Source organism: Phocaeicola dorei (assembly GCF_013009555.1).
Classification (GTDB): Bacteria; Bacteroidota; Bacteroidia; order Bacteroidales; family Bacteroidaceae; genus Phocaeicola; species Phocaeicola dorei.
Map to the genome: position 1 here is coordinate 1,049,322 of NZ_CP046176.1, position 14,131 is coordinate 1,063,452.

Genomic DNA, 14,131 nt, shown 5'->3' on the forward strand with positions numbered 1-14,131 from the left:
AAGGTTAATAAATCAATGGCAAAGATACGATTTATACAGAAAGAATTCCATTTTTTAATTGTATTATTTCTTCGGAAAGTAGGTAGGAGAGTACCTTTTCCGCTTTTTCACGATTGCTATTCAATTGGTTCAGTAGTTCTGAAACAGGCATGGCGTTTGCCTGTAATAGCTGTTTGATTTGTTTTTCCAATTCTTGAAATTCCCCCTGTTTTATTCCTGAATGATGTTTGTTAAGGCATACATCACATTGTCCGCAGTTGTGTTCGTTCTTTTCTCCAAAATATCTGAGTAGCATTCGGCTACGACATTTATCATCGGCTGTGGCATATTCTATCATAGCCTTGATTCGGGTGGTATAGCTTTTTTTTCGGTCTTCGTATATTTCCCGAGTTAGGACAAGGCGATTCTTTTCTTGCCGTTCACGGGTATATATAATATAAGGTGTCTTTTTCCGTGGAATGTAATGTATGATATGTCTACGAGTTAGCGTCAGTAGAATTTCATAGATTCGTTGGCGGGTTAATCCGGAACGGATTACTAAGGAATCTTCGTTAATATAGGCATAATCAGTAAATAATCCTGTATAAGAACGCAAGATGATGTTTATCAGTTTCTCTGTATCTGTATCATTCTCGTGTAGTTTATAGAGTTCGTCGCGTTTCATAGTGAAAAGAATACGTGAAGCATTATCTTGCTCGTCCGTATATTCTAAATATCCGGCACGGGTCAGAATCTTTAAAGCGCTGTCTGCTTGTACGGGGAAATGTTTGAAGTTACGACAGAATTCATCCAAGTTAAAAGCAAAGGTGCAACCTATACCGTCTCCCATGGCCATTTGAAAATAGTAGTTGATATCTTCGTACACTTTTCGGATATAATCCTTGTCGGGAAATGTATCACTGATACGTTTGTTGAGAGTGGTTTTATCACTTTGGGCGTATAGCAGAACAGCATATGCTTTCTGCCCGTCACGCCCTGCTCGTCCGGCTTCTTGAAAATAGGCTTCAGGAGAATCAGGCATATCTATGTGGATAACGATACGTACATCTGGCTTGTCGATACCCATGCCGAAAGCGTTGGTTGCTACCATAGTACGGCTTTCTCCGGTGAGCCAGCTTTTTTGACGTTGATCTTTTACATCATTATTCAAACCGGCATGATAGAAAGTGGCAGTTATGCCGTTATTGACCAGTAGTTCGGCAATTTCACGTGTGCGTTTCCGGTTGCGGGTATAGACAATGGCGCAGCCGGGCACACTATTTAAAATATGTAATAGCTCTTCCTGTTTATTTTCTGTAGGACGTACAATATAAGCCAAGTTTTTTCTTTCGAAACTCATTCGGAAAACCTGACTGTTTTTTTTAAAGTTTAGTTTTGTTTGAATATCTGTTACTACTTCCGGAGTGGCAGTTGCTGTCAGTGCCAATATAGGTATGTCAGGAAGGAGTTCTCGAATTTCTGCAATTTTCAGATAAGCAGGGCGGAAATCATATCCCCATTGAGATATACAGTGTGACTCATCTACTGTGATCATACTTACCTTCATGTTCCGTAGTTTGTTACGGAATATTTCAGTATCCAGTCTTTCCGGAGAAATATAAAGGAATTTATAGTCGCCGAAGATACAGTTTTCCAATGCAACGATGATCTCTTCGCGCGTCATGCCTGAATAAATTGCTAAAGCTTTGATACCCCGGTCGCGTAAATTGCGTACCTGGTCCTTCATCAGGGCAATAAGAGGTGTGATAACTAAACATAATCCGGGTTGTGCTAAAGCTGGTACTTGGAAGGTAATGGATTTGCCGCCACCGGTAGGCATCAATCCTAGCGTGTCGTGACCGTTGCCTATACTTTCAATGATTTCTTTCTGTATGCCCCGAAAGTTATCATATCCCCAATATTGTTTTAGAATTTCTTTATAGGTCATTGGAAGGAGAATAAGAAAATTATGTCAAAACCCCAATGACTTGTCATCTTATTATTCTGATAAGTATCTGATAACGTCATTAAAGTTTTGACATATTTCAAAGATAAATTTTTACCATTATTCCTCACTGGGTTTTATATCTTCTATTTGCAATTGTACTTCACCACGCTTGTGCGTATTCTCTTCAATGGTATAACAAATATCAAAAGAACGTTTGGTCTTAATATAGCGTGCTTGTGAACTTTGTCCGAAAGCGATGCCATTCATCACATTGTTTGATTTATTGTCTACCAATTCCAACTTGATATGCTCCTGATCACGACCTACTACTTTGCTGGTACCATAATCATATACATTATGTGTACAAAAGATAGGTTTGTGGTTGTCTGGTCCGAAGGGATTGAACTTTTTCAGGTCGGCATGGAACTTCGGAGTGATATCCCGGAAGTCAATTTCTGCATCAATATCTATTACAGCACTAGTCTGTTCCGGCAAAATATGTTCTGTGACATAGGTCTCAAAACGGCGGGTGAATTCTTCCACATTTTCCACTTTCATGGATAGTCCTGCAGCGTAAGTGTGTCCTCCAAAATTTTCCAACAAGTCACGACAATATTCGATAGCTTTGTAAACATCGAAACCTGATACGGAACGGGCAGAACCAGTTGCTAGATTATCTGTACGGGTTAATACAACTGCCGGGCGATAATAAATCTCTGTAAGGCGTGAAGCTACGATACCGATAACACCTTTGTGCCACGCTTCATTATAGATGACAATGGAACGCCGGTCTGCTAGTCCTTCCAAGTGGTCTACAATTTGGTTGGCCTCTTCGGTCATGGTCTTATCCAGATCTTTACGGGTTTCATTGTATTGGTTGATTTGGTTGGCTTTCTCTAATGCTGCCGAGAAGTCCTTTTCTATGAGCAATTCCACCGCTTCTTTTCCGTTCTGTATACGTCCGGATGCGTTGATGCGCGGACCTATCTTGAATACGATATCACCTACGGTAATTTCTTTTTCTGATAATCCGCATACATCAATAATAGCTTTCAGACCTACACTGGGATTGGAGTTCAACTGCTTTAAACCATGATGTGTCAGCACTCGGTTCTCTCCCATGATAGGTACGATGTCTGATGCTACACTGACAGCAACCAAATCTAATAAAGGAGTTAGTTGATGAAATTCAATGCCATTATTCAAAGCGAAAGCCTGCATGAATTTGAAGCCTACACCACACCCTGAAAGATGATCGTAAGGATACGTATTGTCTGCCCGTTTGGCATTCAGAATAGCTACGGCTGGTGGCAATATATCATCAGGTACATGGTGGTCGCAGATGATGAAATCGATACCTTTTTCTTTTGCATAAGCAATTTCCTCTACGGCTTTAATACCGCAATCTAACACAATAATAAGTTTTACACCTGTTTCACAGGCATAATCCACTCCTTTTACTGATACTCCGTAGCCCTCATTATATCGGTCGGGAATATAGTAGTCAATGTTCGAATAGAACTGCTGGAGAAATTTGTATACCAATGCTACAGCTGTTGTACCGTCTACATCATAATCTCCATAAACCATGATACGTTCTTTCCTGCCCATAGCTTGATTGAGCCGTTCTACGGCAATGCTCATATCCTTCATCAGGAATGGGTCGTGTAGCTCGTTAAGCTGGGGACGGAAAAATCTTTTAGCCTCTGCTGCTGAGGTTATACCTCTTTCCAGCAACAGCTTACAAAGAATCGGGCTGATCCCTGTTTCCTTTGCTAATGCTTTAGCTGCTTCTGTCTGTTCTTGGCTTGGAGGTTGATAATTCCATTTGTGATTCATTTTATATATTGTTTTTTCTTTTTTCTGCTCTCGGAGACGGGATGATACCATTTTCTAGTTATACTTACCCAATCAATCCGTAAAGTTAGGAAAAAACAAATAAAAAAACCGCTAATTCCATATATATTTTATGGAATTAGCGGTAAAGTATTGTATAGTAGCGGATTATTTGATGCCTAATTTTTTAGCAATTTCTTTAGGCAGTGCATTTTTATTGACTACGATATTCATGGTTTTGTAACGAACGAATGCTTTTGAGGCGTACCATAAGCCTTCGTATTTTCCAGCTTTTCCCCAAGAATTCTTTACCATATAATAGTCATTTCCTTCTTGGTCTTTAGCTATACCGTAAATCAACATGCCATGATCGTCGGTTGTTTCCCAATTGTCATATGCTTCCTGGCGTTCTTCTTGTGTACACCATTTCTGAGGTTGTGGTTTGGTGTTCAGTTTCTTTTCTTCCGGTTTCATTTTCAACCAATGAGCCATGTCTGACCCACTTAGTTCTTGCACTTTTTCCGTGTCGGGCATAACAGCTACGCCATCACGTGTAAAACCTTGTTCACTGACATCAGATCCCCATGCGATTGGATAGCCGTTATTAATGGCATTGTCAAAAACCTGCATGAATTCATCAATGGGAAGGTTGTATGATTGTCCCCAACGCCAGTTGTCTTGAATTTCAAGGACAAATGGTTCGTAGAACGGATGGTGGGTATACGAGGTTAATGAAATGTAATCATTTGGATTTAATCCTGTTGATTCGAAGAATGAATGGGGAGTGTATTCTTTTCCTTTATAAGTGAATTTTTCAGGGCATTTACCTAAATAGATATCATGAATAGCGGCAATGGCCTTTTTCCATAATGGATTATGGTTATTATCTGTTTGGAGTTTGCGTAATTTTCCTTTGGCTATTGCTGCTACTACAGCATCCGATACGGCTGTAAGTTCTGTATGGTTACTTAGTGTATCACCATACATGACTCCCGGACGCATAACTTCTTCGGGCACCAGACCAAATTTTTTCATTCCATAGATAACGTCATAGAATGATCCTCCTTGGGAAAAAGATATATCTCCATGAGTACGTACGGCGGCATCAGCTCGATCCAAATAAGTTTGGTGTACGATGTACATTTCAGAAAAGTCGTATTCTCCTTTTCCCATACGAAGTAATTCTGATTCTAGAAAGGCCATACTGGAATAGCACCAGCAAGTACCGGCACGGCTTTGGTTCTTGACAGAAGTAATAGGCAGTTCTTTTACTGTAGTGAATACAAACCCTTCTTCCTTTGGCTCTTCTTTTTGTGCATCTTGTGCAAAGAGGCTTATACTGCATAAACCTAATGCTGCTAATAATGTAAATCTTTTCATTTTAGAAATAAAAGTTTTGTTTGTTATGTTACTCATTCATAATAGTTTCTACTTCTTCGATAGTGATAGGGATGCGTTTCTCGCCAGTGAAACGGGAGCCTTCCGAAGTAATCAAAATATCATCTTCCAAGCGGATGCCTCCAAAATCTTTGAATTTTTCAATAGCATCAAAGTTCAGGAAGTCTGTATGCATTTTCTCTGCTTTCCATTTGTCAATCAATGCTGGAATAAAATAACAACCCGGTTCATCAGTAATTACAAAGCCTTTCTGTAAGCGACGTCCCATGCGTAGAGAGGCTAGCCCGAACTGGGAAGAAGGACGGATTTCATCGTCATATCCTACGTAAATTTGTCCTAGGTCTTCCATGTCATGTACATCCAATCCCATCATATGACCTAATCCATGAGGCAGGAATAAAGCATGTGCACCAGCGGCAACAGCTTCTTCCACGTCGCCCTTCATGAGTCCCAGGTCTTTTAATCCTTGAACTAGCACTTTGCAGACTTCTAAGTGTACAGACATATAGGTTATACCTGGACGAGTAATTTCCAATGCTTTATCATGGCAAGCCAATACAATATTATACACATCTTTTTGCCGTCCTTCAAATTTGCCTCCCACAGGTACGGTACGTGTATGGTCTGAACAATAATTTGTGACTCTTTCAGCTCCGGCATCTGTTAGCATCATGCGCCCTGGCTCTAAGATATGGCTATGGTCATGGTTATGTAATGTCTCCCCATGTTGAGTCAGGATAGTGGCAAATGAAGTCATGCTTCCATAAGAAGCGGCGATGCCATCCAGTACTCCGGCGATATATTGTTCCTTTATTCCTGGTTTACATAGACGCATGGCGGTTGTGTGCATTTCATAACCAATATTACATGCCAAGTCGATTTCTGCTATTTCGCAAGCTTCTTTTACAGAACGTAAATCAACTACAGCTTTTATCAATTCTACAGAAGCATATTTCTTTACTATAGCCGCACGGATACCGGTTAAGTCTTCTAAGAGCATCATATTATCGAATCGGTAGGGAGGAAGGAAATGTACTTTTCTCCCTTGTGTGATAGCTTTTTTTACCACTTCTTTTAGCTGGGGGAAAGGAAAACTTTTCTGAATACCTACTTGTGCAGCCAATTCTTTCACACTGGGTTGGGGCCCCATCCAGATAATGTCGTCCATATCTACATCATTTCCGAAGAAATAATCTTCTCCTGCTTCTATATCTATTACACCTGCATATCCGGGGTGAGAATGACCGAAGAAGTAGAGGAATGAACTGTCCTGACGGAATTTATATGTGTTATCCGGATAGTTTGCCGGAGCTTCATTATTACCTAGTATAAGGATAATACCATTTTGCACTTTATTTCTAAGTGCCTGACGGCGTCTTTGATAAGTTGCGGAATCAAACATGGTTAACTTTATTTTAATTGAATATTTATTGAACTGTGTTGCAAATGTAATAATTATAATCTTAAAAGTACTATTTGCTTATTTGATTTTTTAATCGATTTCGGCTTTATTTTTATCATTTGTCAATCTTGCTTTTCTAATTTCACAGGTTTCTCTTATATTTCCTTGATAAGTTGCCATTCAGTAATTTATCAATGAAGGAGAATTTGATTGATTTTTATGATGGAATGCAATTATTTAATAAATATAAAAGATACGGCTAAATACTTTGAAAAGGTTAACTTTGCACTGAACTCTTTCAAGGATAGATTTGTTCCTCAACATTGATTATGAAAATAGATGATAAAACAGGACTGGTACTGGAAGGCGGAGGTATGCGCGGAGTTTTTACCTGCGGGGTATTAGACTATATGATGGATAAGAAGGTTTGGTTTCCGTATGGGGTAGGAGTTTCTGCCGGAGCGTGCAATGGTCTTTCATATATGTCTCGCCAGCGTGGTAGAGCTAAGTTTAGTAATATTGATTTATTGGAGAAATATCATTATATCGGCATAAAGCATTTATGGCGTAAGCACAGTATTCTTGATCAGGAATTGCTTTATGAACATTTTCCTAAGGAAATTCTTCCTTATGATTATAAAACATATGCTGAAAATTCTGCTCGTTTTGAAATGGTGACTACTAATTGCATTACGGGTAGGGCGTGTTATTTGGAAGAGAAACATGATCCTCGACGTATTATTGCCATAGCTAAGGCGTCCAGCAGTCTTCCTTATGTTTGTCCTATAGCTTATGTAGATGGTGAGCCGATGCTTGATGGGGGAATTGTGGATTCTATTCCTGTGTTGCGTGCTATTGAACAAGGATATGATAAAAATGTAGTGGTACTTACCCGTAATCGGGGATATCGCAAAAAAGGAAAGGATATGAAAATTCCTCATTTTATCTATAAAAAATACCCTCGTTTGCGCGTGGTTTTAAGTAAACGTTGCCGTATTTACAACGAACAGCTTGATTTAGTAGAGCAATTGGAAGACAAGGGCAGGATTGTGGTAATTCGTCCTGAAAAGCCGATGGAAGTGGATCGTATTGAAACAGATATAAAGAAACTGACCGATTTATATGAGGAAGGGTATGTCTGTGCAAAAAAAATGTTTGAAGAAAAACAAATACTTCAAAAATAAATTTTTGGCCAAGAATGTTTTTATAAATGGGGATATTGGAGGAATGGGGGATCATTCTTGTTATATGGGGTGGAACTTCATCTGCCCCATATAACAAGAATGAATGCTCTTTCCTTTTGGAAAGAAAGATAATATATTAGTAATATAAATGTGACGGTACAGTTAATACTTGCTCGGTATAAACTTGCTCGACAGTCGGATAATCTATAGTGAATGTCTTTTTTAAATCTTCAAAAAAAGCCATGAGGACTATGGGGGAAGTCCTGGAAGAAGGTATATATTCGGAAATTATAAATGTTCTTTTGGGCTGTTCTGGAAGAGTTAAATCAAATGAGATGAGATGTTTTGTCCCCCATTGTTCATTTTCTATTTCATTGGACTTTCTTTCAAAACTACCTTCTATAGCTTTGTCTCCAAACTTTTCTTGATAAACCAGTACTTTGCCTCTTGCTATTTCTGCATCCGTATAGATAAATTTGTATCCTCCTCCTGTTTTTACTGGTATTGTAGCTAATGCTTTTTCTTTAATTGTTTGTTTTTCAGAGTCTTTTAAATCTCCTGTAAGAAATATATCCTGTTTGCTTACAATGTAATTATCGGTGTAATAGTCTACTATTACATGAATGTCAAGTGTGTTTCCTGATTGATCTTTTACAGTAATAATTGCTTCACCTAATGCTAATGCTTTTATGGATATGTCACAAGAAGAAATCATTTTAGTTTCTATAATTTCCGGTTTATCGCAGCTTATTTCATAATTCCCGTCTCCTCCTTGCAAGGGAAAAGAGTATGTCTGATTATTAGGATAGTTTAATTTTATATTTGCTGTTTCTCTATTTTTTAAGGAGATGGGAGCAAGTTCATCATTGCTGCACGATGAAATTACTAAAGAGCAAAGGAAAATAAGCACTGTGGCTAGCATACTGTTAAGTCTCATAGTTTGATCTTATTTTATGTTCTACATAGTTTAAATGAGAGATTAGATGATTTACTGCTTGGCAATTAGAAATTTATTTTTTCTTGAATTTGTCCAGTCTGTGGATAAAATATGAGAATGTAAAATGAAAAATCCCTCTTTCTTCTAAAGAAAAAGAGGGATTATAGTTGAGTTTCTAGTTTCTGATTTTTATTTGGCAAAACTTACGGCACGTGTTTCGCGGATGACTGTAATCTTCACTTGTCCCGGATAAGTCATTTCGTCTTGAATCTTCTTCGCAATTTCACCGGATAAACTTTCAGTTTGTTTGTCGTCAATCTTGTCGGCACCTACAATCACACGTAATTCGCGGCCAGCTTGGATGGCATAAGTTTTTGTTACCCCTGGATAAGACATAGCTAATTGTTCTAGATCATTCAAACGCTTGATATAAGCTTCTACAATTTCACGACGAGCGCCTGGACGTGCGCCTGAAATGGCATCGCATACCTGTACGATAGGAGCCAGCAGGCTAGTCATTTCTGTTTCGTCATGGTGAGCACCGATAGCGTTACAGATATCTGGTTTCTCTTTATATTTTTCGGCTATCTTCATGCCTAACAATGCGTGCGGCAATTCTGGTTCTTCATCAGGTACTTTACCTATATCATGCAGTAATCCAGCACGTTTTGCTTTTTTAGGATTCAAACCTAATTCAGAAGCCATCACAGCGCAAAGATTGGCTGTTTCACGAGCGTGTTGTAGAAGGTTCTGACCGTATGAGGAACGATATTTCATCTTACCGATAATGCGGATTAATTCAGGGTGTAGGCCATGAATACCTAAATCAATAGTGGTACGTTTACCAGTCTCAATAATTTCTTCTTCTACCTGTTTGCGTACTTTAGCTACCACTTCTTCAATGCGTGCCGGGTGGATACGTCCATCAGTAACCAGTTGGTGTAATGCTAAGCGGGCAATTTCGCGGCGTACAGGGTCAAACGCTGAAAGTACAATAGCCTCGGGAGTGTCATCTACAACAATTTCGACGCCGGTTGCTGCTTCTAAAGCTCGGATGTTACGCCCTTCACGACCGATGATGCGTCCTTTTATTTCGTCCGATTCAATATGGAATACGGTTACAGAGTTTTCGATAGCAGTTTCTGTGGCTACTCGTTGGATAGACTGGATAACGATACGTTTAGCTTCTTTATTAGCTGTCAACTTGGCGTCGTCCATAATGTCGTTAATATAGGAAGCAGCCTGTGTTTTCGCTTCTTCTTTCAAAGATTCAATCAGGCGTTCTTTGGCCTCCTCGGCAGAAAGACCGGAAAGAGCTTCCAGTTTTTCACGTTCTTGCATTTGTAATTTATCCAGTTCATCCTTTTTCTTGTCTATGATGACAATTTGAGCTTCTAGATTTTCTTTGATAGCTTCCGCTTCTGTACGTTTGCGTTGGACCTCTTCCTGTTTTTGGTTCAACATCAGTTCGCGTTGTTTTAGTTTATTTTCGGCCTGCTGAATCTTTTGGTTGCGTAAGGCGACTTCTTTTTCCAGATCAGCTTTTTTGTTCAGGAATTTTTCTTTTACTTCCAAAAGCTTGTTTTTTTTAATTACTTCAGCTTCCGTCTGTGCTTCTTTGATGATGATGTCATACTTAGATTTCAGGCCATATCTGAAAAGCATGTATGATAGGCCACCACCTACAGCGAAACACACAATTGCTATTATTACCGTTGTTATCATTGTTATTAATTTATATATAAATAAAAAACGCACAATCTATCTGTTAAGAACCCTTCTCTTGACAGTATAGCTGTGCGTGAATATCCTTATTAATTCTAAACTATTACTCTCTGTTACTGATCTGTTTTTCAAGTTCTTTGGTTAGCTCCTGTAATTTTTCCTGATAAGGCGCAGTATCATTCCTGTCTTTCATAGAAATATTTTCGAAAGCCAACTCCAGTGCAGCCATTGCCCAATGCCTTGCGGGGCTGAAATCGGGGTAATAACTACGGTATTTGTTTAGTTTATTGTCAATCTGTTTGGCAGCGTCCCTGTATAACTGTTCATCTTCACGACGAATGGTCATCGGGTATCGTTCGTTGTCAATCAGTAGATGTATCTTCATCATATCGTCCATAATACTATCGTTTTATTGTTCAACTTCTTCTATTCGTTTAATAAAGCGATGCATTTGTCGACTTCACGCACAAGCCTTGACAACCGTTGTTTTGTATCATTGATATCTTTATCATGAATACTGATTGTCCTGGCCATTTTCAAATTGGTATACATTACTTCTAATTCTTTCCGGCTATTCTCTAATCGTCTCACCTCCTCGTTTTTTTCAGTGAGAAGTTGCTTTAACTTTGCATTTTCATGTTTCAATTCATCATGCAAATACATAAAATGCCTCAGTTTTGCCTCGAAAGTATTTAATAGCTTTTTGTCTTCTTCAGTCATTTTATACCAAAATTGTACACAAATATAAAGGATTGGGAGCAAACACGAAAATATTTCGTCCTAAATTTATCGTTTATCGTTTAAAAAACTTTTTTAACGTCTTTATTAGCTGTTTTTCCCGTGCTATTCGAATATGATCTTTTTACTATTACATATATCTGTTGAGGATTGTTTACTGTTTTAATGTTTTATAGGATACTATGTGCCAGGTGGTACTGATTGCAATAATCAGGAACAGGATTCTTGCCCAAATGTAGGGTAGTATCCAGATGGCGCAATAGCTTAGGGTAATCCATATTAATGATACGGAAACGATCTTGGCATGTAAAGGTATTGCTTTATGCTCGCGGAAATTGCGGATGTAGCTTCCTAAATATTTTTGTTGGATGAGCCAATAATACAAGCGTGGTGAACTGCGGAAATACATGGCAGCTGTCAGTAATAAAAAGGGGGTGGTAGGCAGTAAAGGAAGAAATATGCCGATAATGCCTAATATGAGTGAGGTCGTTCCTACAATGGTATATAGTATTTTCATAGATGCAAATATAGACCAAAAAACAAAAAAATGCTGTGTCCTTTTTATATTATTCTTTTTTATGGTGTATCTTTGCGTCCTGTAGCACCGAGGTGACATTAGGTGTGAGTTCTTTCTTATTATAATTAAATGCTATGTATACAGTAATTAAACGAATGGAAATTTCAGCTTCCCATAGCTTGAAGCTGTCGTATAGAAGTAAATGTGAGAATTTGCACGGTCACAATTGGATTATTACCGTTTATTGTCGTTCCGAGGTTTTGAACGAGGATGGTATGGTGGTGGATTTCACGCATATCAAGGAAACGGTGATGGGGCGTTTGGATCACCGGAATTTGAATGAGGTTGTTTCTTTTAATCCTACAGCTGAAAATATTGCACGCTGGGTATGTGAGCAAATTCCCACTTGTTTCAAGGTTGAAGTTCGCGAGTCAGAAGGAAATACCGTTATCTATGAGAAGGATTAATGAAATATTTTACAGCTTACAGGGGGAGGGGTATCATACTGGAATACCTGCCGTTTTTGTACGTTTTTCCGGATGCAATTTGAGATGTCCTTTTTGCGATACTCAGCATGAAGAGGGGACATTGATGAGTGATGAGGATATTGCAATGGAAGTGGCAAAATATTCGACTCAAGTAGTAATACTGACTGGTGGTGAGCCAGGATTGTGGATTGATGAAAAATTAGTTGATGCATTGCATCATGAAGGGAAGTATGTTTGTATTGAGACAAACGGCACTTGTCTGCTGCCTGAAAATATAGATTGGGTTACTTGTTCCCCTAAAGAAGGGGCGAAAATAAATCTAGATCGTATAGATGAGGTGAAAGTGGTTTATGTGGGACAAGATGTTTCTGCTTATTTGGATTTGTCTGCCAGTCATTATTTTTTGCAGCCTTGTTCTTGTGCTAATACAGAAGAAGTGATTGCTTACATTTTGCAACATCCAGAGTGGCGGTTGAGCCTACAAACTCATAAACTTTTGCAAATTCCTTAAGAAAGTAGAAGATATAAAAAAAGATTATCCAATGGCGTGGCATTGAATAATCTTTTTTGCACGGGAGGAGAGGCTCGAACTCCCGACACCCGGTTTTGGAGACCGGTGCTCTACCAACTGAGCTACTCCCGTGTTTGCGGCTGCAAAGGTAGTGTAATATTTGGAATATACAAACCTATTTATGAAAAAATATTGTTCATTATTCGTTTAATAGGCCTAACTCATTGAACATGACCCGGTATATTGCTGATTTTTTTTCAATGGGCAACGGGTAGGCACGGCTGGACGAAGGCATTCTGTATAATCGCATTATCCGGTCTTCGAATTCAAAAGGTTCGCTGGTTCCTACAACGGGTTCTTTCACCTTTATTTGTTCACGAATAATATCCGTTGCTTTTTGTCCTGTGGTTACAATAGCCTTGCACATTGGAATCTGCTTCAGTAGCAAACTGATATCTGTCTGTTCTACAACTTCCAGAAATTTGTCTGAGGCATTGTCCTGTAAACGGCGAACAGCTGAAGCGGTATCATAAAGTGCGATACCTTTTTTATTTAAGAGATCAATAATACGTTCCTTGTCAAACACTTTTTTATCAGGATTCAGAAAGTGCTCTTTGTTTTGGAAAAATATTATTCCAAAAATACGCCACATATCATTTTGCAGATTGGGATAAAAGAATTCCATGCTCCATCGTTTCTTTTGTGGGGGAAAACTACCTAACATCAGCAGTTTGGCGTTAGCCGGTAAAAAAGGCTCTAATGGATGTTCTTCTATATTTAATAAGGATTTCATAAAATCTTTAATGATTATTCTTTTGGCTTTGGTTCTTTTTTAGCCAGTAATACGATGTTATACACATATTCCGTCATCCAGTTTTCAGAATATCCTAAGGCTTGTTTGTATTTACGAATGGCAACACAGGTCTTGTGCACGCTTTCGTCTTTCCAGTCGGTCTTGGTCATGATATCATGAATTGTTTTCTCGGTCATGTTACGTAACATTTTTTTCATTACGCTGGGCATACGGAATTTCCATTGCATCAAATTACCTATCAGCATCATCAAGTCATTGCTGAATCCTTGGAACATAAAAAGATAAGTCTTGACATCATTTACATTCTTGCAATTCTTTTTTATAGAACCGTCAATTTCTTTAAAGAAATCATCACTTAAACCATAAAGTTCTACTAACATCTTTTTGCAGCGTGATTTCTCAGCAATTCCCAACTTGTTGTTTTGGGTTGGTATTTTGAGTGTACGTTTGAAAACTGCCATATCTGGCAAAAAATTAATATTTGTGATACCTATATTGCAGGCCATTACAGACTGATAATATACACGGATCAGTGTCATGAAGTCTTCCATACCACCTACGTGGCTTGTTTCTTCTCCTTCTGTCTGTTTTTTACCAAATAATTTTGAAAATATGCTCATTGTGTTCTTAAATTATATTGTTTTCCTGTCTGCA

At 38.5% G+C, this 14,131-nt stretch carries 14 protein-coding genes and 1 tRNA gene; 3 read left to right on the forward strand and 12 right to left on the reverse strand.

The window, feature by feature from the left end:
• Window positions 1-31 precede the first annotated feature (31 nt).
• The 4 genes from GKD17_RS04060 to GKD17_RS04075 all read right to left on the reverse strand — a co-directional run bounded on the left by GKD17_RS04060 (window position 32) and on the right by GKD17_RS04075 (window position 6,563).
• Window positions 32-1,927, reverse strand: coding sequence for a RecQ family ATP-dependent DNA helicase (locus GKD17_RS04060; protein ID WP_007836804.1), 1,896 nt, complete (start codon window positions 1,925-1,927; stop codon window positions 32-34).
• A 117-nt stretch (window positions 1,928-2,044) separates the two neighbouring features.
• On the reverse strand, window positions 2,045-3,766 hold the full coding sequence (gene recJ / locus GKD17_RS04065) for a single-stranded-DNA-specific exonuclease RecJ (RefSeq protein ID WP_007842303.1): 1,722 nt from the start codon (window positions 3,764-3,766) through the stop codon (window positions 2,045-2,047).
• Between the two features lie 165 nt (window positions 3,767-3,931).
• A complete protein-coding gene (locus GKD17_RS04070; protein ID WP_032936613.1) occupies window positions 3,932-5,143 on the reverse strand; it encodes a C1 family peptidase in 1,212 nt (403 codons plus the stop codon).
• A 28-nt stretch (window positions 5,144-5,171) separates the two neighbouring features.
• On the reverse strand, window positions 5,172-6,563 hold the full coding sequence (locus tag GKD17_RS04075; RefSeq protein WP_007836807.1) for an aminopeptidase P family protein: 1,392 nt from the start codon (window positions 6,561-6,563) through the stop codon (window positions 5,172-5,174).
• 329 nt (window positions 6,564-6,892) lie between these two features.
• On the opposite strand from GKD17_RS04075, the gene GKD17_RS04080 reads away from it, so the two are divergent.
• On the forward strand, window positions 6,893-7,747 hold the full coding sequence (locus GKD17_RS04080; protein ID WP_007836809.1) for a patatin-like phospholipase family protein: 855 nt from the start codon (window positions 6,893-6,895) through the stop codon (window positions 7,745-7,747).
• A 136-nt stretch (window positions 7,748-7,883) separates the two neighbouring features.
• Here GKD17_RS04080 and GKD17_RS04085 read toward each other — a convergent pair whose 3' ends face one another.
• The 5 genes from GKD17_RS04085 to GKD17_RS04105 all read right to left on the reverse strand — a co-directional run bounded on the left by GKD17_RS04085 (window position 7,884) and on the right by GKD17_RS04105 (window position 11,664).
• Window positions 7,884-8,684, reverse strand: a complete 801-nt coding sequence (locus tag GKD17_RS04085) for a hypothetical protein (RefSeq protein WP_007836811.1) — start codon at window positions 8,682-8,684, stop codon at window positions 7,884-7,886.
• Between the two features lie 189 nt (window positions 8,685-8,873).
• Window positions 8,874-10,409, reverse strand: a complete 1,536-nt coding sequence (gene rny / locus GKD17_RS04090) for a ribonuclease Y (protein WP_005848820.1) — start codon at window positions 10,407-10,409, stop codon at window positions 8,874-8,876.
• Window positions 10,410-10,512: 103 nt separating this feature from the next.
• Window positions 10,513-10,806 carry a cell division protein ZapA gene (locus GKD17_RS04095; protein WP_007836813.1) on the reverse strand — a complete coding sequence of 98 codons (294 nt, stop codon included), beginning with the start codon at window positions 10,804-10,806 and terminating at the stop codon, window positions 10,513-10,515.
• Window positions 10,807-10,835: 29 nt separating this feature from the next.
• Window positions 10,836-11,129 carry a hypothetical protein gene (locus GKD17_RS04100; protein WP_007836815.1) on the reverse strand — a complete coding sequence of 98 codons (294 nt, stop codon included), beginning with the start codon at window positions 11,127-11,129 and terminating at the stop codon, window positions 10,836-10,838.
• A gap of 172 nt (window positions 11,130-11,301) precedes the next feature.
• On the reverse strand, window positions 11,302-11,664 hold the full coding sequence (locus GKD17_RS04105) for a YbaN family protein (RefSeq protein ID WP_008653116.1): 363 nt from the start codon (window positions 11,662-11,664) through the stop codon (window positions 11,302-11,304).
• A gap of 134 nt (window positions 11,665-11,798) precedes the next feature.
• Here GKD17_RS04105 and queD point away from each other — a divergent pair, with 134 nt between their 5' ends.
• Together queD and GKD17_RS04115 are read left to right on the forward strand one after the other, a co-directional pair.
• Window positions 11,799-12,131 (forward strand): 6-carboxytetrahydropterin synthase QueD, encoded by a 333-nt coding sequence (queD, locus tag GKD17_RS04110; RefSeq protein ID WP_005839017.1) that lies wholly within the window; start codon window positions 11,799-11,801, stop codon window positions 12,129-12,131.
• Window positions 12,118-12,663 carry a 7-carboxy-7-deazaguanine synthase QueE gene (locus tag GKD17_RS04115; protein ID WP_007836820.1) on the forward strand — a complete coding sequence of 182 codons (546 nt, stop codon included), beginning with the start codon at window positions 12,118-12,120 and terminating at the stop codon, window positions 12,661-12,663. The genes queD and GKD17_RS04115 overlap by 14 nt, the downstream gene beginning before the upstream one ends.
• A gap of 59 nt (window positions 12,664-12,722) precedes the next feature.
• Here the strand turns inward: GKD17_RS04115 and GKD17_RS04120 are convergent.
• From GKD17_RS04120 to GKD17_RS04130, 3 genes are all read right to left on the reverse strand, one after another.
• Window positions 12,723-12,795: transfer RNA gene (locus GKD17_RS04120), tRNA-Trp, on the reverse strand.
• 67 nt (window positions 12,796-12,862) lie between these two features.
• Window positions 12,863-13,456, reverse strand: a complete 594-nt coding sequence (locus GKD17_RS04125; RefSeq protein WP_007836822.1) for a uracil-DNA glycosylase family protein — start codon at window positions 13,454-13,456, stop codon at window positions 12,863-12,865.
• 14 nt (window positions 13,457-13,470) lie between these two features.
• A complete protein-coding gene (locus GKD17_RS04130) occupies window positions 13,471-14,097 on the reverse strand; it encodes a hypothetical protein (protein WP_007836824.1) in 627 nt (208 codons plus the stop codon).
• Window positions 14,098-14,131 lie beyond the last annotated feature (34 nt).

Excerpts from the sequence above, each read along its gene's own strand:
- GKD17_RS04060 (WP_007836804.1), bottom strand. The coding sequence starts at position 1,927 with ATGACCTATAAAGAAATTCTAAAACAATATTGGGGATATGATAACTTT.
- recJ (WP_007842303.1), bottom strand. The coding sequence starts at position 3,766 with ATGAATCACAAATGGAATTATCAACCTCCAAGCCAAGAACAGACAGAA.
- GKD17_RS04070 (WP_032936613.1), bottom strand. The coding sequence starts at position 5,143 with ATGAAAAGATTTACATTATTAGCAGCATTAGGTTTATGCAGTATAAGC.
- GKD17_RS04075 (WP_007836807.1), bottom strand. The coding sequence starts at position 6,563 with ATGTTTGATTCCGCAACTTATCAAAGACGCCGTCAGGCACTTAGAAAT.
- GKD17_RS04080 (WP_007836809.1), top strand. The coding sequence starts at position 6,893 with ATGAAAATAGATGATAAAACAGGACTGGTACTGGAAGGCGGAGGTATG.
- GKD17_RS04085 (WP_007836811.1), bottom strand. The coding sequence starts at position 8,684 with ATGAGACTTAACAGTATGCTAGCCACAGTGCTTATTTTCCTTTGCTCT.
- rny (WP_005848820.1), bottom strand. The coding sequence starts at position 10,409 with ATGATAACAACGGTAATAATAGCAATTGTGTGTTTCGCTGTAGGTGGT.
- GKD17_RS04095 (WP_007836813.1), bottom strand. The coding sequence starts at position 10,806 with ATGGACGATATGATGAAGATACATCTACTGATTGACAACGAACGATAC.
- GKD17_RS04100 (WP_007836815.1), bottom strand. The coding sequence starts at position 11,129 with ATGACTGAAGAAGACAAAAAGCTATTAAATACTTTCGAGGCAAAACTG.
- GKD17_RS04105 (WP_008653116.1), bottom strand. The coding sequence starts at position 11,664 with ATGAAAATACTATATACCATTGTAGGAACGACCTCACTCATATTAGGC.
- queD (WP_005839017.1), top strand. The coding sequence starts at position 11,799 with ATGTATACAGTAATTAAACGAATGGAAATTTCAGCTTCCCATAGCTTG.
- GKD17_RS04115 (WP_007836820.1), top strand. The coding sequence starts at position 12,118 with ATGAGAAGGATTAATGAAATATTTTACAGCTTACAGGGGGAGGGGTAT.
- GKD17_RS04125 (WP_007836822.1), bottom strand. The coding sequence starts at position 13,456 with ATGAAATCCTTATTAAATATAGAAGAACATCCATTAGAGCCTTTTTTA.
- GKD17_RS04130 (WP_007836824.1), bottom strand. The coding sequence starts at position 14,097 with ATGAGCATATTTTCAAAATTATTTGGTAAAAAACAGACAGAAGGAGAA.